Consider the following 24,550-nt stretch of genomic DNA (forward strand, 5'->3'; position numbering starts at 1 on the left):
CTACGAGGAGCAGCAGTCTTGCGCGAGTTCAGCCTTCCGGCTTTGTACGAGGTCCCTGCGGACGGCAATCTGACCGACATCGTCCGCAGAAACGCCGCGCAGCACCCGGATGTCGCCGTCATCGCCCGCAAGGTGGACGGGGTCTGGCAGGACGTGACGGCCGCCGCGTTCCTCGCCGAGGTGCGGTCCGCGGCGAAGGGTCTGATCGCCGCCGGGATCCAGCCGGGCGACCGGGTGGGTCTGATGTCGCGCACCCGCTACGAGTGGACGCTGCTGGACTTCGCGATCTGGAGCGCGGGCGCGGTGACCGTGCCGGTGTACGAGACCAGCTCGCCGGAGCAGGTGCAGTGGATCCTCAGCGACTCGGGCGCGACCGCCTGCGTCGTGGAGCTGCCCGGCCACGCGGCCGCCGTGGAGTCGGTGCGCGAGCGGCTGCCGGCGCTGAAGCACGTGTGGCAGATCGAGGCCGGCGCGGTGGAGGAACTGGGCCGCCTCGGGCAGGACGTGACCGACGAGACGGTCGAGGAGCGCAGCTCGCTGGCCCGGGCGGACGACCCGGCCACCATCGTCTACACCTCCGGCACGACCGGCCGGCCCAAGGGCTGCGTGCTCACCCACCGCAGCTTCTTCGCCGAGTGCGGCAACGTCGTGGAGCGGCTGCGCCCCCTGTTCCGCACCGGCGAGTGCTCGGTGCTGCTCTTCCTGCCGCTCGCGCACGTCTTCGGCCGGCTGGTGCAGATCGCCCCGATGATGGCGCCGATCAAGTTGGGCTGCGTCCCGGACATCAAGAACCTCACCGACGAACTGGCCGCGTTCCGGCCGACGCTGATCCTCGGCGTGCCGCGCGTCTTCGAGAAGGTGTACAACTCGGCGCGCGCCAAGGCGCAGGCCGACGGCAAGGGGAAGATCTTCGACCGGGCGGCGGACACCGCGATCGCCTACAGCAAGGCGCTGGACACCCCCTCGGGCCCGTCCTTCGGCCTGCGGCTGCGGCACCGGGTCTTCGACCGGCTGGTCTACGGCAAGCTGCGCGCGGTCCTGGGCGGGCGCGGCGAGTACGCGATCTCCGGCGGCGCCCCGCTGGGCGAGCGGCTCGGGCACTTCTTCCGCGGCATCGGCTTCACGGTGCTGGAGGGCTACGGCCTGACCGAGTCGTGCGCGGCGACCGCGTTCAACCCGTGGGACCGGCAGAAGATCGGCACGGTGGGCCAGCCGCTGCCGGGCTCGGTGGTGCGGATCGCGGACGACGGGGAGGTGCTGCTGCACGGCGAGCACCTGTTCAAGGAGTACTGGAACAACCCGGCCGCGACCGCGGAGGCGCTGGCCGACGGCTGGTTCCACACCGGTGACATCGGCACCCTCGACGAGGACGGCTACCTGCGGATCACCGGCCGGAAGAAGGAGATCATCGTCACCGCGGGCGGCAAGAACGTCGCCCCGGCGGTGATCGAGGACCGCATCCGGGCGCACCCGCTGGTCGCGGAGTGCATGGTGGTCGGCGACGGGCGGCCGTTCGTGGGCGCGCTGATCACGCTGGACGAGGAGTTCCTGGGCCGCTGGGCCGCCGAGCACGGCAAGCCGGCCGGCTCCACCGCGGCGTCGCTGCGCGAGGACCCGGACCTGCTCGCGGCCGTCCAGGCGGCGGTCGACGACGGCAACGCCGCGGTGTCGAAGGCGGAGTCGGTGCGGAAGTTCCGCATCCTGCCCAGCCAGTTCACGGAGGAGTCGGGCCACCTGACGCCGTCGCTGAAGCTGAAGCGGAACGTGGTGGCGAAGGACTTCGCGGACGAGATCGAGGCGATCTACGCCAAGTAGATCCGGCGCCTGGCGCGGGGTCCGTGTCCCGGCGCGGGGCTCGTGTCCCGGCGCGGGGCCCGGCACTCCGGCCCTGGCCCGGTCCTGGCCCGGCCCTGGCCCGGTCCTGCGCTCCCGGTCCTGCGCTCCCGGTCCTGCGCCCCGCCCGGCCCTGCGCCCGGTCCCGCGCGCCCCACCCGGCCGACACGGGGTCCGACGCTGCGTCAGAGCGCGGTCACAGCAGCGTCCTCAGCCGCTCCGCCAGCAGGTCCCACCGCCACTTCTCCTCCACCCAGGCCCGGCCCCGCTCCCCCATGCGGCGGCGCAGCTCGGGGTCCCGCAGGAGGGTCAGCACACGGTCGGCGGTCTCCTCGACGGACCCGCCGCGCACCACCCAGCCGGTCTCACCGTCGAGGACCGCGTCGGGGGCGCCGCCGGAGTCGCCGGCGACGACGGGCAGGCCGGTGGCGGAGGCCTCCAGGTAGACGATGCCGAGGCCCTCGACGTCGAGGCCGCCGCGCCGGGTGCGGCACGGCATGGCGAAGACGTCGCCGGCGCCGTAGTGGGCGGGCAGTTCCGACCAGGGCACCGCGCCGGTGAAGCGCACCGCGTCCGCGACCCCCGTCTCGCGGGCCAGGCGGCGCAGGTCCTTCTCGTAGGGGCCGCCGCCGACCAGCAGCAGCACCGTGTCCGGCTCGGCGGCGAGGATGCGGGGCAGGGCCCGGATCAGTGTGTCCTGCCCCTTGCGCGGCACCAGCCGGGAGACGCAGACCACGACGGGCCGGTCGGTGAGTCCCAGCCGTTCGCGCACCGCCTCGCCGCCGGAGCCGGGGTGGAAGACCTTCTCGTCCACGCCGGGCGGCAGCTGCACCATGCGGGAGGCCGCCTCGGGGGTGAGCGCGGCGGCGATCCGCGTGCGGGTGTACTCGCCGAGGTAGGTGATCGTGTCGGTGCCCTCTCCGATCCGGCGCAGCAGCCGCCGGGCGGCGGGCAGTTGCGCCCACCCGGCCTCGTGGCCGTGGGTGGTGGCCACCAGCCGCGTCGCGCCCGCCCGGCGCAGCGCGGGCGCCATCAGCCCGAGCGGGGCCGCCGCCCCGAACCACACCGCCGTGCACCCGTGCTCGCGCAGCAGCTCCACCGCCCGCCGGGTGACGCGCGGCGTCGGCAGCAGCATCGTGGTGCGGTCCCGTACGACCGTGAAGGGCTGCTCTGCGTCGAAGGCGGCGGTCGCCGCGACGCCCTCGCGGGTGCGTTTCCAGGTGGAGGCGTAGACGACGAGCCGCCCGGGGTCCAGGCGCAGCGCCATGTTGTGCAGGAACGCCTGGATGCCGCCCGGGCGGGGCGGGAAGTCGTTGGTCACGATCAGCGTCTTGTGCATCGCCGCCGACCCTACCGAACAGGACCTGCACGCTTTCTTCCCCATACGCGCCACGGCACCGCTGGCCCGTGCCCGGCCCGGCGGGGGACGATGGCCGCGACGGAGCAGGCAGCGGACGGACGGGGGGATCGGGTGGACGGCGCGGCGGCGAGGCGGTCCCCGGCGGGGCCGGCGGTGGTGTGGGCCGCGACGCGGCTGGTGCTGCTGCTGTGGGTGTTCAAGGTGTACGTCTTCCCCGGACCGGACGTCACCAGTGACGTGTCCGTGATCTACCAGGGCTGGTACGACGTGCTGCGGCACGGTTCGTTCCCGCGCACCGACGTCACCTGGCAGTACCCACCCGCGGCCGCCCTGGCAATCCTCTCCCCCGGCCTGCTGCCCTTCCTCGACTACCCCTCCGCGTTCTTCGTCCTGGCCTGCGCGGCCGACCTGGCCGTGCTCGTGCTGCTGCTGCGCGCGGGCCGGCGGCCCGGCCGCACGCCGCGCGGGGCGTGGGTGTGGGTGGCGGGCGTGCCACTGCTGGGCCCGACGGTGTACGCCCGCTACGACGTGATGGTGACCGCGGTCGCGGTGGCGGCGCTGCTGGCCGGGCTGCGGCGGCCGCGCCTGATGGGCGTGCTGACCGGGTTCGGGGCGCTGCTGAAGGGCTGGCCGGTGCTGCTGCTGACCGGTGCGGCGCGGCGGCGGTCGTGGGCGGCGGCGGGGGCGACGGCGGCCGGGATCGGGGCGCTGGCGGCGCTGGTGCTGCCCGGCGCGTTCACCTTCCTCACCTTCCAGCGCGACCGGGGCACGGAGGTGGAGTCGCTGGGCGCGCTGGTCTTCCACGTGGCCCGGCACTTCGGCTGGCACGGGCAGGTGCTGCTCAACTACGGCTCGGTGGAGTTCCTCGGCCCGCACGTCGACCTCGTCAGCACGGTGGCACTGGCGCTGACCGGGGCCGCGTTCGGCTGGCTGCTGCTGTGGCGGCTGGCGGCGCGCCGGCTCGCGGCGCCGCACACGCTCGCCGAGGCGGCGTTCACGGCGGTGCTGATGTTCGTCACGACCAGCCGGGTGATCAGCCCGCAGTACCTGGTGTGGCTGGTCGGCGTCGCCGCCGTCTGCCGGTGCTTCCCGCGCAGCCGGATGCGGCTGCCCATCTGGCTGGTGCTGGCGGCGGCCTTCGTGACGGTGCTGGAGTTCCCCGTGTACTTCGCGGACGTCGTGGCGAGCACCCCGCGCGGGGTGGCGCTGCTGGTGCTGCGCAACGGCCTGCTGGTGACGGCCACCGTCCTCGCCGCCCGCCACCTGTGGCGCTCCACCGTCCCCCGCCCACCCGCGGCCACCCTGCCCGATCAGACCGCCCGCGCCCAGGAGCCCTCGGTCTCCTCCTGACGCCGCGTGCGGCGCGGGGCCGCGGCGTGAGCCGCGCCCGCGGCGGGCGTGGCCCACCGGGGTCCTGGAGCAGCCGGGACAGCCGGGACAGCCGGAGAAATCGGAACAGCGGGAGCAGCCGAGGATGTCCGATGCCCGGGAACCCGGAGGAACCAGAGAAACCAGAGAAACCAGATAAATCGGAGCAGCCGGGGAAGCCCGAGGAGGGTGGTTGACGGCCCGTCAGGACAGTTCCTCGCGCAGGTACCCCCGCCACTGTGCCGTGAAGTCCTCCGGTGTCGTCCCCAGGGTTCGCCGCATCGCGTCCTCGACCGCGCCGGTCCGCTGCCGGTGGGCGCCGACGGCGCGGTAGAAGGCGCGCAGGCGCTCCTCGCCCCAGCGGTCGGCGATCATCCGGCAGGCCAGCCAGCCGCCCTCGTAGGCCCGCGCCAGCTTCGTCGCGTCGCTTGCGAAGCCGAAGTCGCGGTCGGCGGGCAGTTGCCGCGGCCCGCGCCCCTCGGCCACGGCCTGCCGCAGTTCCGGCGCGGCCTGCTCGGGGGTGCGGCCGGTGGCGCGGTAGCCGACCCAGTCCGCGAACCCCTCCGACAGCCACAGCGGCGTGGCCGGGGTGGTGTCGGCGCGGGTGGCGACGTGGGTGGTCTCGTGGGTGAGGACGACCTGCCGGCCCAGTGAGCCGAGCATGCCGTAGGCGACCGGGTTGACGATGATCCGGTCGGCGGGCGCGGCGCCGGCGTTGCCGGTCTCGCCGGTGGTGACAGCGGCGATCCCGCGGTAGGCGGAGGCCGGGGAGCCGAGCAGGCCGGCCATGCCCCGCAGGGAGTCCGGTACGAGGACGACGACCCGTCGGCTCCAGCCGGTGCCCCACGCGTCGGTGACCGCGGGCGCGGCCCGGTCGGCGAGGTCCGCGTAGGAGCGCAGGGCGGCGCGGCTCTGGCCGACGCCGAGGACGATGCCGTGCGCGCTCCGCTCCACCGCGACCGGCCCCTGGTCCCACAGTTGCTGGCCGGCCTTCCGCGCCGGTTTCTCGCTCGCCACGCGCCACTGCCCGCCGGCGCCGGCCGTGAGCCGCAGGATACGGCCGGCGATGACGGGGGCCCGGTCGTACCCGGTGATCCGGTAGCGCAGTTCGGCGTCGGCGGTGGCCGCGTCCCCGGTGCGGTGCAGGCCGGTCACCCGGTAGGACAGGGCCGCGAACGGCACCGCGCGCAGGCGGTCGTAGGAGGTGCGGGTCCCGGTCGCCGCGTACGCCGCCGGGTCGTGCCGCAGGATGGCCGCCGCCCGCCGGTCCAGGACCCGCTGCACGGCCGCCGTGGCGGCGTCGCCGGCCGACGGGCCGCCGCAGCCGGCGCACAGCGGACCCAGCAGTGCCAGCAGTACCAGCAATACCGGCAGTACTGGCAGTACCGGCAGTGCCGGCAGTGCCGGCAGTACGACGGGCGGCAGCCACCGCCTGCCGCCCGAATCCGCCCACGCCCGCCCACGATCAGCCATCCTCCCGATCGTACGGCCGACCGGTCCGCTCAGACCCGGGTCACCGACGCGATCGGCATCATGCCGACCGGGTCGTAGCGCACCGGCGCACCGGGGTGGGGCGCGTGGATGACCAGGCCGTTGCCGGCGTACATGCCGACGTGGCTGGCGTCCGAGCGGTAGACGACGAGGTCGCCGGGGCGGGCCTGGGAGAGCGGGATGCGCCGCCCGGCGTGCTGCTGCTCCTGCGAGGTGCGCGGCAGCTGGACGCCGGCCCGCGCGTACGACCACTGCACCAGGCCCGAGCAGTCGAAGCCGCCGGGGCCGTTGGCGCCCCACACGTACGGCCTGCCGAGGGCGGAGCGGGCGGCGGCGACGGCGGCGGCCGCCCGTGCGGAGGCGGCGGGGCCGTCGGCGAGGCCGGGCACGGCGCGGGCGGAGCGGGAGGCCCGGTCGAAGGCGCCGCGCTCGGCGGCGGGCAGCGAGTCGAGCAGCCGGCGGGCCGCGGCGAGCTTGTGCATCACCGCCCGCCGGTGCGCGGCGACGGCCCGGCGGCTGCGGTCGAGTTCGGCGAGTGTGCGGGCCGCCTCGCCGCGCTCCTGGGCGAGTGCGCGCAGCGTGGTGCGCAACTCGCGCAGCCGGCCGGCCTGGTGGGCGCCGATCCGGTCCAGGACGGAGGCCTTGGCGAGGTAGTCGTCCGGGCCGTCGGTGAACAGCAGGACGAAGGAGGGGGCGAGGCCGCCGGAGCGGTACTGGGCGCCGGCCAGCGCGCCGAGTTCCTCGCGCAGGGCGTTGACGCGCTGCTGCCGGCGGGCGATGTGGTCCTGCGCGTCGCGCACCTGGCGGCGCAGCCTGCCGGCCTGCTCGTCGGCCTTGTCGTAGGCCTGGGTGGCCCGTTCCGCCTCCCGCAGGAGGCGTTCCACCTCGGCGCGGGGGTCGTCGTGCGGGTGCGGGACGGCCTGGGCCGGTGGCGTGGTGGCGGCGGCGCCCAGGGCGGCGGCCGCGGCCGACAGGACGCCTGCCGCGAGGCGGGCGGCGCCGGCGCTCCGGTGGAGGCCGGACGGTGCATGGCGGCGATGGGACCCCACGGGATGCCCCACTCCTTCCGCTGGCGGACACGGACGTGCTCCCCCGTGACGGACGTGCTCCTCGTGCCGGGGCGGGGCGGGCCGCCCCGGCACGGGTGGGGGAAACGCGGCAGACAGTAGCCGTGCCGTCGCACCGGCCCCAAGAACCTCCGCCGGGTCCGCGGGGGCCGCACAGCCCCGCGCCCCGCCGCTGACGCAGGTCACCGGCGGGGCGCGGGGTCACTTTCGGGTTGTGGTGATTCGCCCGTTCGGGCGGTCGGCGTCCGGGGTGCGGGGTACGGGGGTGCGGGGGTGCGGGCCGGACGCCCGGCGGCTCAGACGCGGACGCCGAACATGAACGGTCCGCCGATGGTGCTCATCGACTCGTAGCGGACCACCGTGCCGGTGCGCGGCGCGTGCAGGATCTGGCCGTTGCCCGCGTACAGGCCGACGTGGTGCAGGTCGTTGAAGAAGAACACCAGGTCGCCGACCTTGAGGTCGTTGACCGAGTAGATGCGGGTGCCGATCTGCGCCTGGGCCTCGGAGGTGCGCGGGATGGACACGCCGGCCTGGGCGTAGGCCCAGGAGGTCAGGCCCGAGCAGTCGAAGGAGGACGGGCCGGAGGCGCCGTAGACGTACGGCGAGCCGAGCTTGCTCTGGGCGGCGGCGAAGGCGGCGGCGGCCCGGCTGGAGGCCGAGCTGTCGGAGCCGCTCGGGTCCAGTTCGACGCGCGCCTGGCTGGCGCGGCTGGCGCGCTGCTGCTCGGCGGCGAGTTCCGCCTTCTCCTTCGCGGTGAGGGAGTTGAGCAGCTTCTGCGCCTCGGCCAGCTTGGCCTGGACTTCCTTCTTCTTCTTGCCGAGTTCGGTGCGGGTGGCCTGCAGGTCCTTCAGCTTCTCGGCGGCCTCGGCCCGCTCCTGGGCGAGTTCGCGCTGCTTGTCCTGGACCTTCTTCAGGGCCTCGACCTGCTGGGCGCTCAACTGGTCGAGCGTGGAGGCCTTGTCGAGGTACTCGTCGGGGTCCGAGGAGAGGAAGAGCTGCAGGGACGGGTCGATGCTGCCGGTGCGGTACTGGCCGGCGGCGAGCGAACCCAGGCTGTCGCGGAGCTTGTTGAGCTCCTCCTGACCGCGTGCGACGTTGTCCTGGATGGTGGAGATCTCCTTCTGGAGCTTCTCCTGCTTCTCCTTGGCCCCGTTGTACTTCTCGGTGGCCTGCTCCGCCTCTTCGTAGAGCTTGTCGACCTTGGCCTTGACCTCGTCCTTGGTGGGCTTCTCGCTCGGCGCCGCGTGGGCGGCCTGCGAGGTCAGGGCGACAGCAGCGGCGGCTGCGGTGGTCAGCACGGTCACACGTGCGCGGCTCGGCTGCTTGGGACGACGGTGGGACGCCACGGGGGCGAGCTCCTTCTTCCTCCAGCCGCCTACCGACACGCCGGCGGGCGGGGTCCTCCGCCGTCACTCACCCGGTGCGAGTGATCACCCGAGCGGAGGTTCGAGCCCAGACCCTAGTGACCCCGTTGTGATCAGTTCAAATCCTGGCAGCCAAAAATATCGTCACGCAATGCATTTTTTGCGGAGAACTCACGTGCGGTTACGCGAGGTTGACGCTGCGTGGGTCACACAGCGTAGTGATTCCCTCAATTCGGGCATAGGCCGGTTACGTTGCGGCCGGGACCTACGGGACGCATGCACCGGATGCGGTCACCCCGCGGCCGGCCCCCGCCCCACCGCCAAACTCGGCCCCGCTCAGCCCCACTCGGCCTCACTAGCCCCACCCAGCCCCACTCTGCCCCGCTAGCCGCGCGAGAAGCGCTTCAGCAGCGCCGCGGAGGCCACCGGGCGGGCGCCCGCGCGGGCCACGCCGTCGGCGACCTCGCGGTCGGTGGAGACGACGACGAGGGGCCGCCCGGGGGGCTCCGCGCGCACCAGCTGGCGGATCAACTCGTCGGCGGTGACGCCCGGTTTGGAGAACAGCACGCGCACTCCGCGCGGCGGCGCGAGCAGCACCGGCGCGGCCAGTTCCGCCCCGTCGAAGACGCAGGTGACCTCGGCGCCGGTCTGCGCGGCGAGTTGGGAGAGCTGTCCGAGCAGGCGCAGCCGCTGCTTCTCCAGCGGCATCTGCGGATAGCCGGTCTTGGTGACGTTGTAGCCGTCGACGACCAGGTGCGCCTGCGGCAGCGCGAGCAACTGGTCGAGGACCTGCGGGTCGTCGTCGGACAGGGCGCGCGCGGCGATGTCCTTGGGGCTCATCCGCCCCGGCTCCACGGCGTCCACGGTCTCCGCCGGGCGCACCGACACCGGCGGCAGCGCGAGTTCCCGGCGCAGCCCCTGGGTGGCGTCCAGCAGGGTGTCCAGCAGCAGCCGGACGCGCATGTCCTCGACGCTGCGCCCCTCGCGCGCCGCCCGGCGGGTGGCCTCCAGGGCCGCCTCCGCCTCCCCCAGGCGCGCCTTGAGGCGCCGGTTCTCACTCTCGGCCGCGGACAGCTGCGCCTGCCCCTCGGCGCGCACGGTCTCGATCTCGCCCTGCAGCTTGCGCAGCGCGGCCTCGCCCCGCCGGACGTCGCTGAGGGCGGCGCGCAGTTTGCGCTGCAGCGACTCCGTCTCCTTCTTCGCCGCGTCGAGCTCGGCGCGCAGCCGCTCGGTCTCGGTGCGGGTCTGCTCGCGGGCGGCGGCCAGTTCGGCGCGCAGCCGCTCCAGCTCCGCCCGGTTCTCCCGGTCGGCGCGTTCGGCGTCGGCGCGCAGGGCCTCCTCGCCGGCCGCGGTGACCAGCTTCACCCAGCCCGGCGGGCGCAGCACATAGGCCGCGGCCGCCACGTCGAGCGGATCCGCGGCCGGGGGCGGCGAGCCGGAGTCGACGGCGCCGGCGAGTTCCGGCTGGGCCTCTTTGAACTTCTCCCCGACGCGCTGCCGGAACAGCGGATCGGTCTCCAGGGCCGCCGCCATCGCGTTGCCCGCGAACTTGGCGCGGCGGCTCGGTGTGAAACGCGCGTACTGCCGCAGCTGCGCGGGCAGCTCGGCCAGGGTCAGCCCGCCGAAGCCGTCGCAGGCGATCTGCACGACCCGGCGGCGCACTCCTTCGGGCAGCGGACGGTCGAGCACCTCAGCGGCGCCGTCGCCCGGCCCCCCGCCTGCGGTCTCCGCCATCCGTCACCCCACTGTCCGTACGGGCCCCGCTCCCCTCAGGAGCCGGCGCCCGGCCTGTCCACGAGTTCGACCTGGTCCACGGCGTTGCACCAACGGCAGCGCACCGACTCGATCGTCTCACTGACCACTTCGCGCTCCTCCACCGTGGGCTCTCCGGCCAGGTCGAGGTGGACGTACTCGACGACCTTCGAGGAGCGGGTCACGTCGAAGCGGGTGAGATTGCCGCAGAGGGTGCAGCGCCACCGCGTCGTGGCGGTCGGCACGGGAACCGTCATCGTGGCCGGTCTCTTTCCTACTAGTTTCCGTGATGCGCCGATTTCCCGGCGCGTGTGGCTCGTAACCCTACGGCCTGGGGGCCGCTCCCCGCCCCTCCCTCCACGGCGGCGAGGCGGTCCGGACGGATGCGTCCCGTTACGCCATGCTCTGTCCATGACCGGCAGGAGTGACAGGAGTCGCAGGAGCGGCGGAAGCGGCAGGATCGGCGCGTGGGGCGCGGCGGCGGCCCGGGCGGCCGGGCGCGTCCGGGGGGTGTCCGCCCCGGTGACGTACGCCCTCATCGCCCTGTGCTGCCTGGTCTTCGTGCTGGGCCCGGCGGCCGGTCTGAACCCGGCCTACGGCTCCGGCGACGAGCTGCTCGCCGCGCGGCGGGCCCACTTCCGCCGCTGGGGCGTGATCCCCGCCGAGCTGTTCCCCGGCGGCCCCGGTGCCGCCCTGACCCCCGTCACGGCCCTGTTCGTGCACGCCGGTTGGGTGCACCTGCTGGGCAACATGCTGTTCCTGCACGTCTTCGGCGCGATGGCCGAGGAACGCATGGGGCGGCTGCGGTTCGCCCTGTTCTACGTCGGGTGCGGCTACCTGGCCCTGTTGGGGTACGCAGCCGCCCACGCGGCCTCCGGGCAGACCCTGGTCGGCGCCTCCGGCGCGATCTCCGCCGTCCTCGGCGCGTTCCTGTGGCTCTTTCCCACCGCCCGGGTCACCAGCGTCCTGCCGTTCCTGTTCTTCCTGCCCCTGCGCTTCCCGGCGTGGGTGGTGCTGCCCTTCTGGGTGGTGCTGCAGTGGCTGGCCCTGGGCCGCGCCCACGCCGGGCCCGGCGTGGCCTACCTGGCCCACCTGGTGGGCTTCGGGCTGGGCCTGGGCTACGCGTGGGCCCGTTTCGGGCGTCCGACTAGAGTGAGGTCCGCCCCAGCCCCGGCCACCCAGGGAGAGGACCAGCCGTGATCACCGCGATCGTGCTCATCAAGACCAGCGTGGACCGGATCCCCGAGATCGCCGAGCAGATCGCCTCGCTGGAGAACGTCAGCGAGGTCTTCTCCGTCACCGGCACCTACGACCTCATCGCCATGGTCCGCGTCCGGCAGCACGAGGACCTCGCCGAGGTCATCCCGGGCCGGATCAGCAAGATCCCCGGCGTGCGGGCCACCGACACCCACGTGGCCTTCCGCACCTACTCCCAGCACGACCTGGAGGCGGCGTTCGCGATCGGCCTCGACTCCTGAACCGCCGCCCGCGCCCCGCCCTCCGGCCGGGCGCGCGGCCGGCCGGCACCGCGGCCGACCGGCACTGCACCTGAACGGAACTGCGCCTGAACCGAACCGCGCCTGAACCGAACCGCGGTCAGACGGCCGGTACGCAGCGGCCGCCCTCCGTACGGTAGGTCCACTTCGCCCCGTGGCGCACCAGCTCCCCGACGGCGGTGACGAAGCGGTCCAGATGCTCCTCGGGCGTGCCCGCGCCGAAGCTGACGCGGACGGCGTGGAGGGGCTCTTCGCCGGGCGCGGCCTCGGGGGCGCCGCACTCGCCCCGGGTGTGCGGGTCGCCGCCGAGGAGGGCGCGTACCAGGGGGTGGGCGCAGAAGAGGCCGTCGCGCACGCCGATGCCGTACTCGGCGGAGAGGGCGGCGGCGAGGTGGGAGCTGCTCCAGCCGTCGACGACGAAGGAGAGCACGCCCACGCGCGGCGCGTCGTCGCCGAACAGGGACAACACCCTCACCTGCGGAATCCCGGCCAGTCCGGCCCGCACCCGCTCGAGCAGGTGCCGCTCGCGGGCGACCAGGGTCTCCCAGCCGGCCTCCGTCAGGGCCCGGCACGCCGAGGCGATGGCATGGGCGCCGATGACGTTCGGGGAGCCGGCCTCGTGGCGGGCGGCGCCCTCGTGCCACTCCACGTCCACGCCCCCGTCCGCGCGCCGGGCGACCCTGCGGCTGGCGCCGCCGCCGGCGAGGTAGGGCTCCGCCTCGCGCAGCCAGTCGGCGCGGCCGGCCAGAACGCCGGAGCCGAACGGGGCGTACAGCTTGTGCCCGGAGAAGGCGACCCAGTCGACGTCGAGGTCGCGCACGCTCACCGGGTGGTGCGGGGCGAGCTGGGCGGCGTCCAGGACGATGCGGGCGCCGTGCGCGTGCGCGGCGGCGGCCAGTTCGCGCACCGGCCACAGCTCCCCGGTGACGTTGGAGGCGCCGGTGACGCAGACCAGGGCGGGGCCGTGGGGGTCGCGGTCGGCCAGGGCGCGCTCCAGGGTCTCGACCGCCTGCCGCGGGCTGCGCGGCGCGTCCAGGTACGTCACCTTCGCCCGGCGCCAGGGCAGCAGCGCGGCGTGGTGCTCGGTCTCGAAGACGAAGACCTCGCAGCCGGCCGGGAGCGCCCGGGCGAGGAGGTTGAGGGAGTCGGTCGTCGACCGGGTGAAGACGACCTGGTCGGTCGGGCGGCAGTCGAGGAACTCCGCGACCGTCCCGCGCGCGTTCTCGAACAGCTCCGTCGACAGCTGCGACAGGTATCCGGCGCCCCGGTGCACGCTGCCGTAGTACGGCGCGTACGCCGCCACGTCGTCCCACACCCGCTGCAGCGCCGGGGCGCTGGCGGCGTAGTCGAGCGCGGCGTATGCCACCTCGCCGCCGGTGACGAGCGGGACGGTGACGTCACGGCCCAGAACGGGCAGCGGGGGGCGGACGGAGCGGTCGGCAGCAGCGGCGGAGACGGACGTGGAGACAGGCGTGGAGACGGACGTGGAAACGGACATGGGAACTCCCGTAAGGCGTGCGGAACCCGCCGCGCGAGCGGGCGGCGCTCGGCGCGGACGCGGGTGGGGGTGAAGGCGACACGGATCGCCGGAGACCGGCAGGGATGGCCGGAGACCGGCAGACCGGCGGACCGGCAAGGATGGCCGGAGACCGGCGGGGGATGCGGAGGCGGGGCTCTGCGGCCCTAGCGCATTCGCTTGCTCACGGAAGGACTCCCTCGTACGACCAGGACCCCTGGCCCCGCGCCCGTACACGGGCGCGTGAGGGGTCCGCGCTTGCCGCAGACCTCGCTGCCTGCGACCTGGTCCTCACCCGGGGCACCCCGCCGCGGACGGAGGGTTGCCGGACAGCCGGCCGGGGCCGAGTGGCTGTCGCTCATGACCTGCCGGAAAAGCTACGGGAAGTGATCGTGGCCGCGCAACTCGTGTCCGGATACCGGGACATCGCCCGGCCCGGCGCCCGCCACCGGCGCGCGGGCCCGTGCCGCTGCCCGCGTACACCACTGACACGCGGGCCCGTGCCGCCCGCACGCCGCCGGCGAGGCGCCCCCGCCGGGCCACCGGTTGCCACCGGCTGCTACCGATTGCTGGCCTCCACCCAGCGCTCCAGCGTCCGCCGGGCCGCGCCGGAGTCGATCGACTCCGCGGCCTTCTCCATGCCGGCCCGCAGCTGCTCGGGCAGGGGGGCGTCCGTCGGGTCCAGGGCCACCAGGGCCGCGGCCGAGTTCAGCAGCACCGCGTCCCGGACCGGGCCCTGCTCGCCGTCCAGGAGCCGGCGGGCGACCTCCGCGTTGTAGGACGGGTCGCCGCCGCGCAGGGCCTCCACGGGAACCCGTTCGATGCCGACGTCCCGCGGGTCGAACGTCTCCTCGGTCACCTTGCCGTCCCGGACCACCCAGACCCGGGAGGTGGAGGTCGTGGTCAGTTCGTCCAGGCCGTCGTCGCCGCGGAAGACCAGGGCGGAGTTGCCGCGTTCGGCCAGGACGCCGGCGATCATCGGCGCCATGCGCGGGTCGGCGACCCCGACCGCCTGCGCCTTCACCCTGGCCGGGTTGGTCAGCGGTCCGAGCACGTTGAACACCGTGCGGATGCCCAACTGGCCGCGTGCGGCGGCGACATGCCGCAGCGCCGGGTGGAACTTCACCGCGAAGCAGAACGTGATGCCGGCCTCCTCCGCGACCTCGGCCACCCGCTGCGGCGTCAGGTCGAGGTTGACGCCGAGCCGTTCCAGCACGTCCGAGGAGCCCGACGCCGAGGAGGCCGCGCGGTTGCCGTGCTTGACGACCTTGGCGCCGGTGCCGGCCACCACGAGCGAGGACATCGTGGAGATGTTCACCGTCTTCGCGCCGTCGCCGCCGGTGCCGACGATGTCGACCGTGCGGCCCGGCACCTCGATGACGTTGGCGTGCTCGTACATGGCCCGGACCACGCCGGTGATCTCCTCGACCGTCTCGCCCTTGGCCCGCAGCGCCACGACGAACCCGGCGATCTGGGCGTCCGTCGCCTCGCCGCGCATGATCCGGTCCATCGCCCACGCCGTCGCCTCGGCGCTCTGGTCCCGGCCCTCCAGCAGGGCGTTCAGCACCTCGGGCCAGGAACGGCCCGCCGCGGTGTCGCCTCCAGCGGGGGTCACAGCGTTCATCAGCCGCTCCTGGGTCGTAGGTGGTCAATCCGCGCCCCCGTCCGTCGCGGGGGCAGGTCCACCCTATCCAGGCCCGGGCAGCGGGAAGGGCCCCGTCCGGGTGGGGGTACCCCCTGCTCGTTAAGAGCTTGGGGGAGGACGGGGCCCTTGCCGGTGTGGCGACGCAGTGATCAGTGGTGGCCGTGGCCGCTGGTGATCTCCCGGTACTCCTCGACGGTCGGCTTGGGGATCTGGGAGTCCTCGCCGTAGTACGCCTTGCTGAGCTTGGCGCGCAGCTTCTCGGATCCCTTCACCTTGCGCTCGACGCCGTTCTCGTCGACCGTCGGGCCGATCTCGACCGGCTTGTACTGCTCGTGCGCGGTGAGCGTGTACATCTGCTCCTGGCTGAGCGGCTCGTGCACCTCGATGAACTCGCCGTGCGGCAGCCGCTTGATGATGCCGGACTCGCGCCCGTGCAGCACCTTGTCGCGGTCCCGGCGCTGCAGGCCGAGGCAGATCCGCTTGGTGACGATGAACGCGATCACCGGGCCGACGAAGAACGCGATCCGCACGAACCAGGTGACCGCGTTGATCGACAGGTGGAAGTGGGTGGCGATGAGGTCGTTGCCACCGCCGATCAGACCCACCATGTACACGGTGATCCAGGCGACACCGAAGGCGGTGCGGGTCGGCGCGTTGCGCGGGCGGTCCAGGATGTGGTGCTCGCGCTTGTCGCCGGTGACCCAGGCCTCCAGGAACGGGTAGGCCGCGATCACCATGAGGACCACGCCGAACAGCACCAGCGGGATGAACACGCCCAGGACCAGGGTGTGGCCCCAGAAGTTGATCTCCCAGCCGGGCATGGCGCGGATCAGTCCCTCGGCGAAGCCCATGTACCAGTCGGGCTGGGCGCCGGTGGAGACCTGGTCCGGGCGGTAGGGGCCCATGGTCCAGATCGGGTTGATGGACGCGATCGCCGCGATGGCCGCGATGACGCCGAAGACCAGGAAGAAGAAGCCTCCCGCCTTGGCCATGTAGACCGGCATCAGCGGCATGCCCACGACGTTGGTGTTCTTGCGGCCGGGGCCCGCGAACTGCGTGTGCTTGTGGTAGAAGACCAGGATCAGGTGGCCGACCACCAGGCCGAGCATGATGCCCGGCAGCAGCAGGATGTGGATCGAGTAGAACCGCGCCACGAAGTCGTGGCCCGGGAACTCGCCGCCGAAGAGGAAGAACGAGATGTACGTGCCGACGATCGGCACGGACAGGATCGCGCCCTCCATGAAGCGGATACCGGTGCCGGAGAGCAGGTCGTCCGGGAGCGAGTAGCCGGTGAAGCCGGTGAACATGCCCAGGACGAACAGCAGGAAGCCGAACAGCCAGTTGATCTCGCGCGGCTTGCGGAACGCGCCCGTGAAGAAGACGCGCATCATGTGCACGAACATGCCGCCGAGGAAGACGAGCGCGGCCCAGTGGTGGATCTGCCGGATCAGCAGACCGCCGCGCACGTCGAAGCTGATGTTCAGCGTGGACCGGTAGGCCTCGCTCATCAGCTGTCCCTGCAGCGGGACGTAGGAGCCGTGGTACTCCACCTCGTTCATCGACGGGTGGAAGAACAGCGTCAGGTAGACACCCGTCAGGATGATGATGATGAAGCTGTAGAGGCAGACCTCACCCAACATGAACGACCAGTGGTCGGGGAAGATCTTGCGCAGGTTGGCCTTGGCCAGCGAGTAGATCCCGAGCCGGCCGTCGGCCCAGTCGGCGAGCCGCTCGCCCGCCGGGGCCTTCCCGCGAGAGCGGGACTCGTTGCTCGTCGTAGTGCTCATCCGCGCTCCCAGAATGCAGGACCGACGGGCTCCTCGAAGTCGCCGAGCGCCTCAAGATAGCCCTCGTCGTTCACGCCGATGCGCAGCTGCGGCAGCGGGTGACCGGCGGGGCCGAAGATCACTCGGGCACCGTCGGAGAGGTCGAAGGTGGACTGGTGGCACGGGCACAGCACGTGGTGCGTCTGCTGCTCGTACAGGGAGATCGGGCAACCGACGTGGGTGCAGATCTTCGAGTACGCCACGATGCCCTCGTGCGACCACTCGAGTTCGCGCTTGTCCTTGATGTCCTCCGGCTGCAGCCGGACGATCATCAGGGCGGCCTTGGCGATCTCGTCCTGGAACTCCTCGCTCTTCTCCTCCAGGCCCTCGGGCTTGGCGAAGGTGAGCGAGCCGACGGCGATGTCGCTGGGCCGCAGCGGCTGGTTGGTGTTCATGTTGACCAGGAGCTTGCCCTTGGACCACAGCGTGTGGCGGAGCTTGGTCCCGGGCAGCGTGCCGAGGTCGCGCAGCAGCACCACGCCGGAGAGCGGAACCAGCGCGAGCGCGCCGAACATGGTGGTGCGGATCAGCTTGCGGCGCCCGAGCTGCGAGTCCTTGGCGCCCTGCTGGAAGTCGGCGTGGACCTTCGCGCGGGTCTCCGGGGAGGCCTCGATCGGGTGACGCTCGTCGACCAGCTCGACGTCGGACATCAGGGTGCGGGCCCAGTGGACCGCGCCCGCGCCGATGGTGAACAGCGCCGTGCCCAGGGTCAGGCCGAGCGCGAAGTTCAGCGCGCTGATGTGCCCGAGCGGGAAGACGTAGATCGCCTTGTCGACCGGGATGGTCACGTAGGCGGCGATGAAGGCGATCGTGGCCAGCATCGACACCGTGAACAGCAGGGCGACCACGCGCTCGGAACGCTTGGCGGCCCGCTCGTCGACGTCCTGGCGGCGGTGCTCGTGCGGCGGCAGCCCCGGGTCGGCGAACGGGTTCTTCTCGTCCGCCAGCCGCACCGCACCCTGCGCGGCGCCCCGCTGCTCGGGCAGGTTCTCTTCGGAAATGTCGTGGCTACTCATGACTTCTTGGCCTTTGCGGTCCGAGCGGCAACCCAGACGGCGACGACGATCAGCGCACCCAGTCCGAAGACCCACGCGAACAGACCCTCACTGACCGGGCCGAGACCGCCCAGCTCGAGGCCGCCCTGGCTGACGGTCTGGTCGCTGTTGATCGCCTTGACGTACGCGATGATGTCCTTCTTGTTCTGCTCGGTGAGCGTCGTGTCCGGGAAGGACGGCATGTTCTGCGGGCCCGTCTGCATGGCCTCGTAGATGTGCTTCGCGGACACATCCTTGAGGTCGGGTGCGAACTTGCCCTTGGTCAGGGCACCGCCCACGCCCTTGAAGGCGTGGCACTGGGTGCAGTTGGTGCGGAACAGCTCGCCGCCCCGGGCGACGTCCGCGCCCGCCGGGTCGTACTGCTGCTTGGTCGGCACGGACGGACCGGCGCCCAGCGACGCGACGTAGGCCGCGAGCTGGTCGATCTCGGCCTGCGAGTAGATGTTCGGCTTCTTCTGGACCTGCGCACCCGGCTGCTGGGCCGGCATGCGGCCGGTGCCGACCTGGAAGTCGACGGCCGCCGCGCCCACGCCCACCAGGCTCGGACCGTCGCTGGTGCCCTGGCCACCGGTGCCGTGGCAGCTGGCGCAGCCGACCTCGTAGAGCTTCTTGCCCTCCTCGATGGTGAGGGACTGCGCCGAGTCGTCGGCCTGCGCCCGGCCGGCGGGCGCGAAGGCGGCGTACAGCCCCCCAGTGGCCGCCAGCGCGAGGAGTAGGACGACGACCGCCGCCAGCGGATGGCGTCGTCGTGCGGAGAGCTTTTTCACGGATTACCCCGGTGTCAGGATCTTCTGCGTCGATGCTTCTGGGACGTTCGGGCACGCGGATGCGCGCCGCGGTTACTTGATCATGTAGATCGTGGCGAAGAGGCCGATCCAGACGACATCGACGAAGTGCCAGTAGTAGGACACGACGATGGCCGCGGTCGCCTGCTCGTGGGTGAACCTCCGCGCCGCGTAGGTGCGGCCGAGCACCAGCAGGAAGGCGATCAGGCCGCCGGTCACGTGCAGGCCGTGGAAGCCGGTGGTCAGGTAGAACACCGAGCCGTACGGGTCGGAGGAGAGCGAGAGGCCGTCCTTCGTGACCAGCTCGGTGTACTCGAAGATCTGGCCGCCGATGAAGATCGCACCCATGATGAAGGTGACGATGAACCAGCCCCGGAGCTTCTTCACGTCACCGCGCTCGGCGGCGAACACGCCGAGCTGGCAGGTGAGCGAGGACAGCACCAGGATCGTGGTGTTCGTCGCCGAGAACGGGAAGTTGAGATGGCTCGCCATCTCCTTCCAGTGCTCGGGCCCCGTCACCGACCGCAGGGTGAAGTACATCGCGAAGAGGGCCGCGAAGAACATCAGCTCGGAACTCAGCCAGATGATCGTTCCGACGCTGGTGAGGTTCGGTCGATTGACCGACGGGTGCGCGTGCCCGGTTTCTACTGTCGTTGCTGTCGCCACGACCGCCATTATGTCGCCCGCTTATCCCGCCCTCACTCCGGGGGTCCCGTTCGGAGTGTCCATACCGCCCGTACCGCTGTTGACGTGGTGTTCCAGGGGGTAGCATCCGCGGGAGGCGTTCCCGATCCGCACGGCTTTCCAGACACGGTCATCCCAGACACGGCTATCCCAGACAGCTACCCCAGACAACGACGTCCCCCGGAGGAAGCATGCAGCCGACCGCCACGGTGCTGGTCTACAGCGACGACGCGAACACCCGGGAGCAGGTGCGGCTGGCCACCGGGCGCCGCCCGGCCCCGGACGCGCCCCTGGTGGAGTTCGTCGAGTGCGCGACCCCGCAGGCCGTGCTGCGCGAGCTGGACCGGGGCGGGATCGACGTCTGCGTGCTGGACGGCGAGGCCGTGCCGATGGGCGGCATGGGCCTGTGCCGGCAGATCAAGGACGAGATCTACAACTGCCCGCCGGTGCTGCTGCTGATGGGGCGCCCCCAGGACGCGTGGCTGGCCACCTGGAGCCGCGCGGACGCCGCGGTGCCCCTGCCGGTGGACCCGGTGGAGTTCGCCTCGGCGCTGGCGTCCCTGCTGCGCGGGCGCAAGCTGGTGGGCGCGTAGCCGCCGCCCCGCCCGGTTTCCGCCGGGCCCCGCACGCTTGCGCGGGGGCCCGGCCGCGCCGCCCCGCCTCCCCGGCGGGTCACGCCGCCGGTCGCAGTCGGGACGCGTCCTGGTGCCTCGCGGCGCCGCCGCCCGTCAGCGCGCTGCCCTCGCGCCACTTCTCCCAGCTCAGGTTCCAGTCGCCGAAGCCGTTGCCGAAGGGCTCCATCTGGTCGCCGTCGGAGTTGACGACCTTGACCACGTCGCCCTTGCGGACGGTGTTGAAGAACCACTCGGCGTTGTCCGTGCTCATGCCGGTGCAGCCGTGGCTGACGTTGGCGCGGCCCTGGGAGTCGACGGACCAGGGGGCGGCGTGGACGTACTCGCCGCTCCAGGTGAGCCGGGTGGCGTAGCGGACGTTCAGGTCGTAGGAGTCCGACGATCCCGCGGCGATGCCGACGGTGGACGAGCGCATGCGGACGAAGGCCTCCTTGGCGAGCACCACCTTGATGCCGTTGCGGGTCTCGAAACCGGGTTTGCCGGTGGTGACGGGGATCTGGTTGATCTCCTCGTCGTTGCGGTACACGGTCATCTGGTGCGTCGCGGCGTCGGTGACGGCGACGACGCGGTCGCCGGTGGTGATCTTCAGGGGCGCGGAGCGGCGGCCCCACACGCGGTCGCCGATCTTTATGCCCTCCAGGGTGCTGTGCACCTGGATGGTGGCGTGGGCGGGCCAGTAGTCCCGGGGGCGGTAGTGGAGCTCCTTGTCGTCCACCCAGTACCAGGAGCCCTCGACGGCGGGCGTGGAGTCGACGTGGAGGGCGCGTTCGACGAGGGCGCGCTGGGCCCTGTCCTTGACCGGCCGGCTGAGCTTGGCGGTGAGGGGCTGGCCGACGCCGTAGGTGCCCGCCTCGGGGCCGAACGTGACGTCCAGGTAGGCCCGGTCGGCGGGCCGGCCGGTGTCGATGGTGAGGACGCGGCGGCCGGGTGCGCCGTCGTCGTCCTCGGTGCTCACCCGCACCGTGTAGCGGGCGTCGGCGGCCAGCGGCTCGGTGCTGCGCCAGCGGCTGCCGTCGGCGGAGAGCTCGCCCGCCAGGTGGCGTCCTATGGCGTCCACGGCCGTGACGTCCGTGATGCGCCCGTCGGAGTCCTCCGCGGTGATCTCCAGGGGTTTGTCCGGGTCGGCCTTCTTCCCCGCGCCCGTGGGCACGTTGACGGAGATCTGGTCGGAGGCGTCGTACGGGGAGGCCGTCAGCGGGTTGCCGTCGCCACTGCAGGAGGTGACGCCGGCGGCGAGGGCGATCACCAGCAGGGTGCAGCCGGTGGCGGTGCGGGTGCGCGGATTGTTCCTCATGGCCTCACGCTAGGAAGGCCCGTCAACGACGGCGCGCCCGGTAACCCGGACGGAGGACATCCGCTACGCCGAAAGCGGGAGCCCGGACCTCCTCACGGAGTGTCCGGGCTCCCGGCCGGTGCGCGATGTGCTACTGCGCGGCTTCGGCCGTGCTACTGCGTGCGGCTCTCGCCGTGGTAGTACTCGAAGACCCAGCCGAACAGGCCGACCAGGATCAGCGGCGCCGAGAAGAACAGCAGCCACCAGCCGATCGCGATGGAGAGGAAGGCCAGCGCGCCGCCGACGGCCAGCGACAGCGGCTGCCAGCTGTGCGGGCTGAAGAACCCGACCTCACCGGCGTCGTCGGCGACGTCGGCCTCCTTGTTGTCCTGCGCCCCCACGTCGACCCGCCGGGCGGTGAAGCCCAGGTAGAAGCCGACCATGATGGCCAGTCCGAAGGACAGGAAGAGGGCGGTGGTACCGGCCGGCTCCTTCGACCACACGCCATAGACGATCGCCATGACGAGCAGGAAGACGCTCAGCCACATGAACATCTTGCCCTGGATCTTCACTTCCCGGCCTCCTTGCCGCCGGCGAGGGCCTTCTCACCGTGACCGACGTTCTCGAGCTGGTCGAGCGCGGCGATCTCCGGGTGGTGCAGGTCGAAAGCCGGGGATTCGGAGCGGATCCGCGGCAGGGTGAGGAAGTTGTGCCGCGGCGGCGGGCAGGAGGTCGCCCACTCCAGCGAGCGGCCGTAGCCCCACGGGTCGTCCACGCCGACCGGCTTGCCGTACTTGGCGGTCTTCCACACGTTGTAGAAGAACGGCAGGATCGACGCGCCGAGCACGAACGAGAAGATGGTCGAGAGCGTGTTCAGGGCGGTGAAGCCGTCGGCCGCCAGGTAGTCGGCGTACCGGCGCGGCATGCCCTCGGCACCCAGCCAGTGCTGGACCAGGAAGGTGCCGTGGAAGCCGATGAACAGCGTCCAGAACGTGATCTTGCCGAGGCGCTCGTCGAGCATCTTGCCGGTGAACTTCGGCCACCAGAAGTGGAAGCCGGAGAACATCGCGAAGACGACGGTGCCGAAGACGACGTAGTGGAAGTGGGCCACCACGAAGTACGAGTCGGAGATGTGGAAGTCCAGCGGCGGCGCGGCGAGGATGACACCGGTCAGACCACCGAAGGTGAAGGTGACCAGGAAGCCGGTGGCCCACAGCATCGGCGTCTCGAAGGACAGGCTGCCCCTCCACATGGTGCCGATCCAGTTGAAGAACTTCACACCGGTCGGGACCGCGATCAGGAAGGTCATGAAGGAGAAGAACGGCAGCAGCACGCCGCCGGTGACGTACATGTGGTGCGCCCACACCGTCACCGACAGACCCGCGATCGCGATGGTCGCGCCGATCAGGCCCATGTAGCCGAACATCGGCTTGCGGGAGAAGACCGGGACGACCTCGCTGATGATGCCGAAGAACGGCAGGGCGATGATGTACACCTCGGGGTGGCCGAAGAACCAGAAGAGGTGCTGCCACAGCAGCGCGCCGCCGTTGGCCGGGTCGAAGACGTGGGCGCCGAACTTGCGGTCCGCCTCCAGGGCGAACAGCGCCGCCGCCAGCACGGGGAAGGCCAGCAGGACCAGGACACCGGTCAGCAGCACGTTCCACGTGAAGATCGGCATGCGGAACATGGTCATGCCCGGGGCGCGCATGCAGATGATCGTGGTGATGAAGTTGACCGAGCCGAGGATCGTGCCGAAGCCGGAGAAGGCCAGACCCATGATCCACATGTCGCCGCCCACGCCCGGCGAGTGCACCGCGTCGGACAGCGGCGCGTAGGCGAACCAGCCGAAGTCGGCGGCGCCCTGCGGGGTGAGGAAGCCGGCCACGGCGATCAGCGAGCCGAACAGGTACAGCCAGTAGGCGAACATGTTCAGACGCGGGAACGCCACGTCCGGCGCACCGATCTGCAGCGGCATGATCCAGTTCGCGAAGCCGGCGAACAGCGGCGTCGCGAACATCAGCAGCATGATCGTGCCGTGCATCGTGAACGCCTGGTTGAACTGCTCGGTCGACATGAACTGCAGGCCCGGGCGGGCCAGCTCGGCGCGCATGAGCAGCGCCATGACGCCACCGATGCAGAAGAACGCGAACGAGGTCGACAGGTAGAGCGTTCCGATGGTCTTGTGGTCGGTGGTGGTGAGCCACTTCACCACGACGTTGCCGGGCTTCCGGCGCCGAACCGGCAGCTCGTTCTCGTAGGTCTCCTCAGGTGCCGCGGCACCGTGAGGTTCGTTGACGATGCTCACAGGTTGTTCGTCTCCCGGTTCTTCTCGTGGCTCGTCTGCGCGATGCCGGCGGGAACGTAACCGGTCTGCCCCTTCTTCGCGAGGTCCTTGAGGTGCTGCTGGTAGCGCTCGGGAGAGACGACCTTCACGTTGAAGAGCATCCGGGAGTGGTCCTGACCGCACAGCTCGGCGCACTTGCCGCGGAAGGTGCCCTCCCTGCTGGGGGTCACCTCGAAGGCGTTGGTGTGGCCGGGGATGACGTCCTGCTTCATCAGGAACGGCAGCACCCAGAAGGAGTGGATGACGTCACGCGAGGTCAGGATGAAACGGACCGTCTTGCCCTTGGGGAGCCACAGGGTCGGCCCGGGGTTGCCGTTCTGCGGATTGCGCTCGCCGGGGATACCGCAGGTGTAGACGCCGCCGGCACCGGCCGGGAAGTCCTTCTTGTACCGGTCCGGGATCGCGTTCAGTTCCTTGGCGGTCTTGGCGTCGCCGTTGGAACCGTCCACCTTCTCGATGTAGTTGAAGCACCAGCTCCACTGGAAGCCGACCACGTTGACCGTGGTGTCGGGCTTCTTCTTGAGGCTGAGCAGCTCGGACTCGTCCCGGGCGGTGAAGTAGAACAGCACCGAGACGATGAGCAGCGGGACCACGGTGTACAGCGCCTCGATGGGCATGTTGTACCGGGTCTGCGGGGGAATCTCGACCTTCGTGCGGCTGCGCCGGTGGAAGAGGGCACTCCACAGGATCAGGCCCCACACCAGGCAGCCGACAGCGAGCGCGGCCGCCCAGGACCCCTGCCACAGGGAGAGGATCCGCGGAGCCTCTTCCGTGGTCGGGGTAGGCATACCAAGCCGGGGAAAGTCCTTGTATGTGCAACCGGTCGCGGTCGCCAGGACCAGGCCCGCAGTCAGTGCCTGCAGCAGCTTCCGCCGCATCGGGCGCCGCGGCGAGCGGTCGGAGCCGTTGGGACTCACGTAGCGCCTTCCCGAGAGTCTCGCCCGCGCTGCTCGGCTGCGGCCTCCTCGCTGGTCGGTCGCCGCCCTGCGGCGGGCAGGGGTTTGGATGTTTATGCGGACCAAACCCTACTGGACACCCCTCGCGGGTTCGCGGGGAGGG

Annotated in this window: 21 protein-coding genes and 1 riboswitch; of the genes, 5 read left to right on the plus strand and 16 right to left on the minus strand. The window is 71.9% G+C overall.

Annotated elements, in window-relative coordinates; translation table 11 throughout:
• Window positions 1-18: 18 nt before the first annotated feature.
• Window positions 19-1,815 carry an AMP-dependent synthetase/ligase gene (locus tag IE225_RS01905; RefSeq protein WP_190055483.1) on the plus strand — a complete coding sequence of 599 codons (1,797 nt, stop codon included), beginning with the start codon at window positions 19-21 and terminating at the stop codon, window positions 1,813-1,815.
• Window positions 1,816-2,029: 214 nt separating this feature from the next.
• Here the strand turns inward: IE225_RS01905 and IE225_RS01910 are convergent, their stop codons facing one another.
• Complete coding sequence (locus IE225_RS01910; RefSeq protein ID WP_190055484.1) at window positions 2,030-3,172, minus strand: glycosyltransferase family 4 protein; 1,143 nt, start codon at window positions 3,170-3,172, stop codon at window positions 2,030-2,032.
• 90 nt (window positions 3,173-3,262) lie between these two features.
• Here IE225_RS01910 and IE225_RS01915 point away from each other — a divergent pair, with 90 nt between their 5' ends.
• Window positions 3,263-4,543 (plus strand): glycosyltransferase 87 family protein, encoded by a 1,281-nt coding sequence (locus IE225_RS01915; RefSeq protein WP_190055485.1) that lies wholly within the window; start codon window positions 3,263-3,265, stop codon window positions 4,541-4,543.
• Window positions 4,544-4,765: 222 nt separating this feature from the next.
• On the opposite strand, the gene IE225_RS01920 is transcribed toward IE225_RS01915, so the two are convergent.
• The 5 genes from IE225_RS01920 to IE225_RS01940 all read right to left on the minus strand — a co-directional run bounded on the left by IE225_RS01920 (window position 4,766) and on the right by IE225_RS01940 (window position 10,492).
• Window positions 4,766-6,034, minus strand: a complete 1,269-nt coding sequence (locus IE225_RS01920; RefSeq protein ID WP_229879130.1) for a hypothetical protein — start codon at window positions 6,032-6,034, stop codon at window positions 4,766-4,768.
• Between the two features lie 29 nt (window positions 6,035-6,063).
• Window positions 6,064-7,101 carry a C40 family peptidase gene (locus tag IE225_RS01925; RefSeq protein ID WP_190055486.1) on the minus strand — a complete coding sequence of 346 codons (1,038 nt, stop codon included), beginning with the start codon at window positions 7,099-7,101 and terminating at the stop codon, window positions 6,064-6,066.
• A 314-nt stretch (window positions 7,102-7,415) separates the two neighbouring features.
• Window positions 7,416-8,465, minus strand: a complete 1,050-nt coding sequence (locus IE225_RS01930; RefSeq protein WP_190055487.1) for a C40 family peptidase — start codon at window positions 8,463-8,465, stop codon at window positions 7,416-7,418.
• Window positions 8,466-8,867: 402 nt separating this feature from the next.
• The gene (locus IE225_RS01935) at window positions 8,868-10,217 is read right to left on the minus strand and encodes an NYN domain-containing protein (RefSeq protein WP_190055488.1); all 1,350 of its coding nucleotides are present in this window, start codon (window positions 10,215-10,217) and stop codon (window positions 8,868-8,870) included.
• Window positions 10,218-10,252: 35 nt separating this feature from the next.
• The gene (locus IE225_RS01940) at window positions 10,253-10,492 is read right to left on the minus strand and encodes a hypothetical protein (RefSeq protein WP_190055489.1); all 240 of its coding nucleotides are present in this window, start codon (window positions 10,490-10,492) and stop codon (window positions 10,253-10,255) included.
• A gap of 154 nt (window positions 10,493-10,646) precedes the next feature.
• Here IE225_RS01940 and IE225_RS01945 point away from each other — a divergent pair, with 154 nt between their 5' ends.
• Together IE225_RS01945 and IE225_RS01950 are read left to right on the plus strand one after the other, a co-directional pair.
• Window positions 10,647-11,435, plus strand: coding sequence for a rhomboid family intramembrane serine protease (locus tag IE225_RS01945; RefSeq protein ID WP_190055490.1), 789 nt, complete (start codon window positions 10,647-10,649; stop codon window positions 11,433-11,435).
• A complete protein-coding gene (locus IE225_RS01950) occupies window positions 11,432-11,713 on the plus strand; it encodes an Lrp/AsnC family transcriptional regulator (protein ID WP_190055491.1) in 282 nt (93 codons plus the stop codon). Before IE225_RS01945 ends, IE225_RS01950 begins: the two co-directional genes overlap by 4 nt.
• A gap of 118 nt (window positions 11,714-11,831) precedes the next feature.
• Here IE225_RS01950 and IE225_RS01955 read toward each other — a convergent pair whose 3' ends face one another.
• The 6 genes from IE225_RS01955 to ctaE form a co-directional block, all read right to left on the minus strand.
• Window positions 11,832-13,229, minus strand: a complete 1,398-nt coding sequence (locus tag IE225_RS01955) for an aminotransferase class V-fold PLP-dependent enzyme (RefSeq protein ID WP_190055492.1) — start codon at window positions 13,227-13,229, stop codon at window positions 11,832-11,834.
• 267 nt (window positions 13,230-13,496) lie between these two features.
• Window positions 13,497-13,613, minus strand: a riboswitch (SAM riboswitch).
• Window positions 13,614-13,806: 193 nt separating this feature from the next.
• Complete coding sequence (gene trpD, locus IE225_RS01960) at window positions 13,807-14,871, minus strand: anthranilate phosphoribosyltransferase (protein WP_190055493.1); 1,065 nt, start codon at window positions 14,869-14,871, stop codon at window positions 13,807-13,809.
• Between the two features lie 170 nt (window positions 14,872-15,041).
• Window positions 15,042-16,679, minus strand: a complete 1,638-nt coding sequence (gene qcrB / locus IE225_RS01965) for a cytochrome bc1 complex cytochrome b subunit (protein WP_190055494.1) — start codon at window positions 16,677-16,679, stop codon at window positions 15,042-15,044.
• A complete protein-coding gene (qcrA, locus tag IE225_RS01970) occupies window positions 16,676-17,734 on the minus strand; it encodes a cytochrome bc1 complex Rieske iron-sulfur subunit (RefSeq protein WP_190055495.1) in 1,059 nt (352 codons plus the stop codon). Before qcrA ends, qcrB begins: the two co-directional genes overlap by 4 nt.
• Window positions 17,731-18,540: a cytochrome bc1 complex diheme cytochrome c subunit gene (qcrC, locus tag IE225_RS01975; RefSeq protein WP_190055496.1), complete on the minus strand. Its 810-nt coding sequence runs from the start codon at window positions 18,538-18,540 to the stop codon at window positions 17,731-17,733. The genes qcrA and qcrC overlap by 4 nt, the downstream gene beginning before the upstream one ends.
• A gap of 72 nt (window positions 18,541-18,612) precedes the next feature.
• Window positions 18,613-19,233 (minus strand): aa3-type cytochrome oxidase subunit III, encoded by a 621-nt coding sequence (ctaE, locus tag IE225_RS01980; protein WP_190055497.1) that lies wholly within the window; start codon window positions 19,231-19,233, stop codon window positions 18,613-18,615.
• 200 nt (window positions 19,234-19,433) lie between these two features.
• Between ctaE and IE225_RS01985 the strand changes: the two genes are divergently transcribed.
• Window positions 19,434-19,835 carry a response regulator gene (locus tag IE225_RS01985; RefSeq protein ID WP_190055498.1) on the plus strand — a complete coding sequence of 134 codons (402 nt, stop codon included), beginning with the start codon at window positions 19,434-19,436 and terminating at the stop codon, window positions 19,833-19,835.
• 79 nt (window positions 19,836-19,914) lie between these two features.
• On the opposite strand, the gene IE225_RS01990 is transcribed toward IE225_RS01985, so the two are convergent.
• The 4 genes from IE225_RS01990 to ctaC all read right to left on the minus strand — a co-directional run bounded on the left by IE225_RS01990 (window position 19,915) and on the right by ctaC (window position 24,408).
• Window positions 19,915-21,168: a L,D-transpeptidase gene (locus IE225_RS01990; protein ID WP_190055499.1), complete on the minus strand. Its 1,254-nt coding sequence runs from the start codon at window positions 21,166-21,168 to the stop codon at window positions 19,915-19,917.
• 152 nt (window positions 21,169-21,320) lie between these two features.
• Window positions 21,321-21,719, minus strand: a complete 399-nt coding sequence (locus tag IE225_RS01995; protein WP_190055500.1) for a cytochrome c oxidase subunit 4 — start codon at window positions 21,717-21,719, stop codon at window positions 21,321-21,323.
• Window positions 21,716-23,452, minus strand: coding sequence for an aa3-type cytochrome oxidase subunit I (gene ctaD, locus IE225_RS02000; protein WP_190055501.1), 1,737 nt, complete (start codon window positions 23,450-23,452; stop codon window positions 21,716-21,718). Before ctaD ends, IE225_RS01995 begins: the two co-directional genes overlap by 4 nt.
• Window positions 23,449-24,408, minus strand: a complete 960-nt coding sequence (ctaC, locus tag IE225_RS02005) for an aa3-type cytochrome oxidase subunit II (RefSeq protein ID WP_190055502.1) — start codon at window positions 24,406-24,408, stop codon at window positions 23,449-23,451. The genes ctaD and ctaC overlap by 4 nt, the downstream gene beginning before the upstream one ends.
• Window positions 24,409-24,550: the final 142 nt, after the last annotated feature.

Source organism: Streptomyces echinoruber, assembly GCF_014651135.1.
GTDB classification, from domain to species: Bacteria; Actinomycetota; Actinomycetes; order Streptomycetales; family Streptomycetaceae; genus Streptomyces; species Streptomyces echinoruber.

Excerpts from the sequence above, each read along its gene's own strand:
- IE225_RS01910 (WP_190055484.1), bottom strand. The coding sequence starts at position 3,172 with ATGCACAAGACGCTGATCGTGACCAACGACTTCCCGCCCCGCCCGGGC.
- IE225_RS01915 (WP_190055485.1), top strand. The coding sequence starts at position 3,263 with ATGGCCGCGACGGAGCAGGCAGCGGACGGACGGGGGGATCGGGTGGAC.
- IE225_RS01920 (WP_229879130.1), bottom strand. The coding sequence starts at position 6,034 with ATGGCTGATCGTGGGCGGGCGTGGGCGGATTCGGGCGGCAGGCGGTGG.
- IE225_RS01935 (WP_190055488.1), bottom strand. The coding sequence starts at position 10,217 with ATGGCGGAGACCGCAGGCGGGGGGCCGGGCGACGGCGCCGCTGAGGTG.
- IE225_RS01940 (WP_190055489.1), bottom strand. The coding sequence starts at position 10,492 with ATGACGGTTCCCGTGCCGACCGCCACGACGCGGTGGCGCTGCACCCTC.
- IE225_RS01945 (WP_190055490.1), top strand. The coding sequence starts at position 10,647 with ATGACCGGCAGGAGTGACAGGAGTCGCAGGAGCGGCGGAAGCGGCAGG.
- IE225_RS01955 (WP_190055492.1), bottom strand. The coding sequence starts at position 13,229 with ATGTCCGTTTCCACGTCCGTCTCCACGCCTGTCTCCACGTCCGTCTCC.
- trpD (WP_190055493.1), bottom strand. The coding sequence starts at position 14,871 with ATGAACGCTGTGACCCCCGCTGGAGGCGACACCGCGGCGGGCCGTTCC.
- qcrB (WP_190055494.1), bottom strand. The coding sequence starts at position 16,679 with ATGAGCACTACGACGAGCAACGAGTCCCGCTCTCGCGGGAAGGCCCCG.
- qcrA (WP_190055495.1), bottom strand. The coding sequence starts at position 17,734 with ATGAGTAGCCACGACATTTCCGAAGAGAACCTGCCCGAGCAGCGGGGC.
- ctaE (WP_190055497.1), bottom strand. The coding sequence starts at position 19,233 with ATGGCGGTCGTGGCGACAGCAACGACAGTAGAAACCGGGCACGCGCAC.
- IE225_RS01985 (WP_190055498.1), top strand. The coding sequence starts at position 19,434 with ATGCAGCCGACCGCCACGGTGCTGGTCTACAGCGACGACGCGAACACC.
- IE225_RS01990 (WP_190055499.1), bottom strand. The coding sequence starts at position 21,168 with ATGAGGAACAATCCGCGCACCCGCACCGCCACCGGCTGCACCCTGCTG.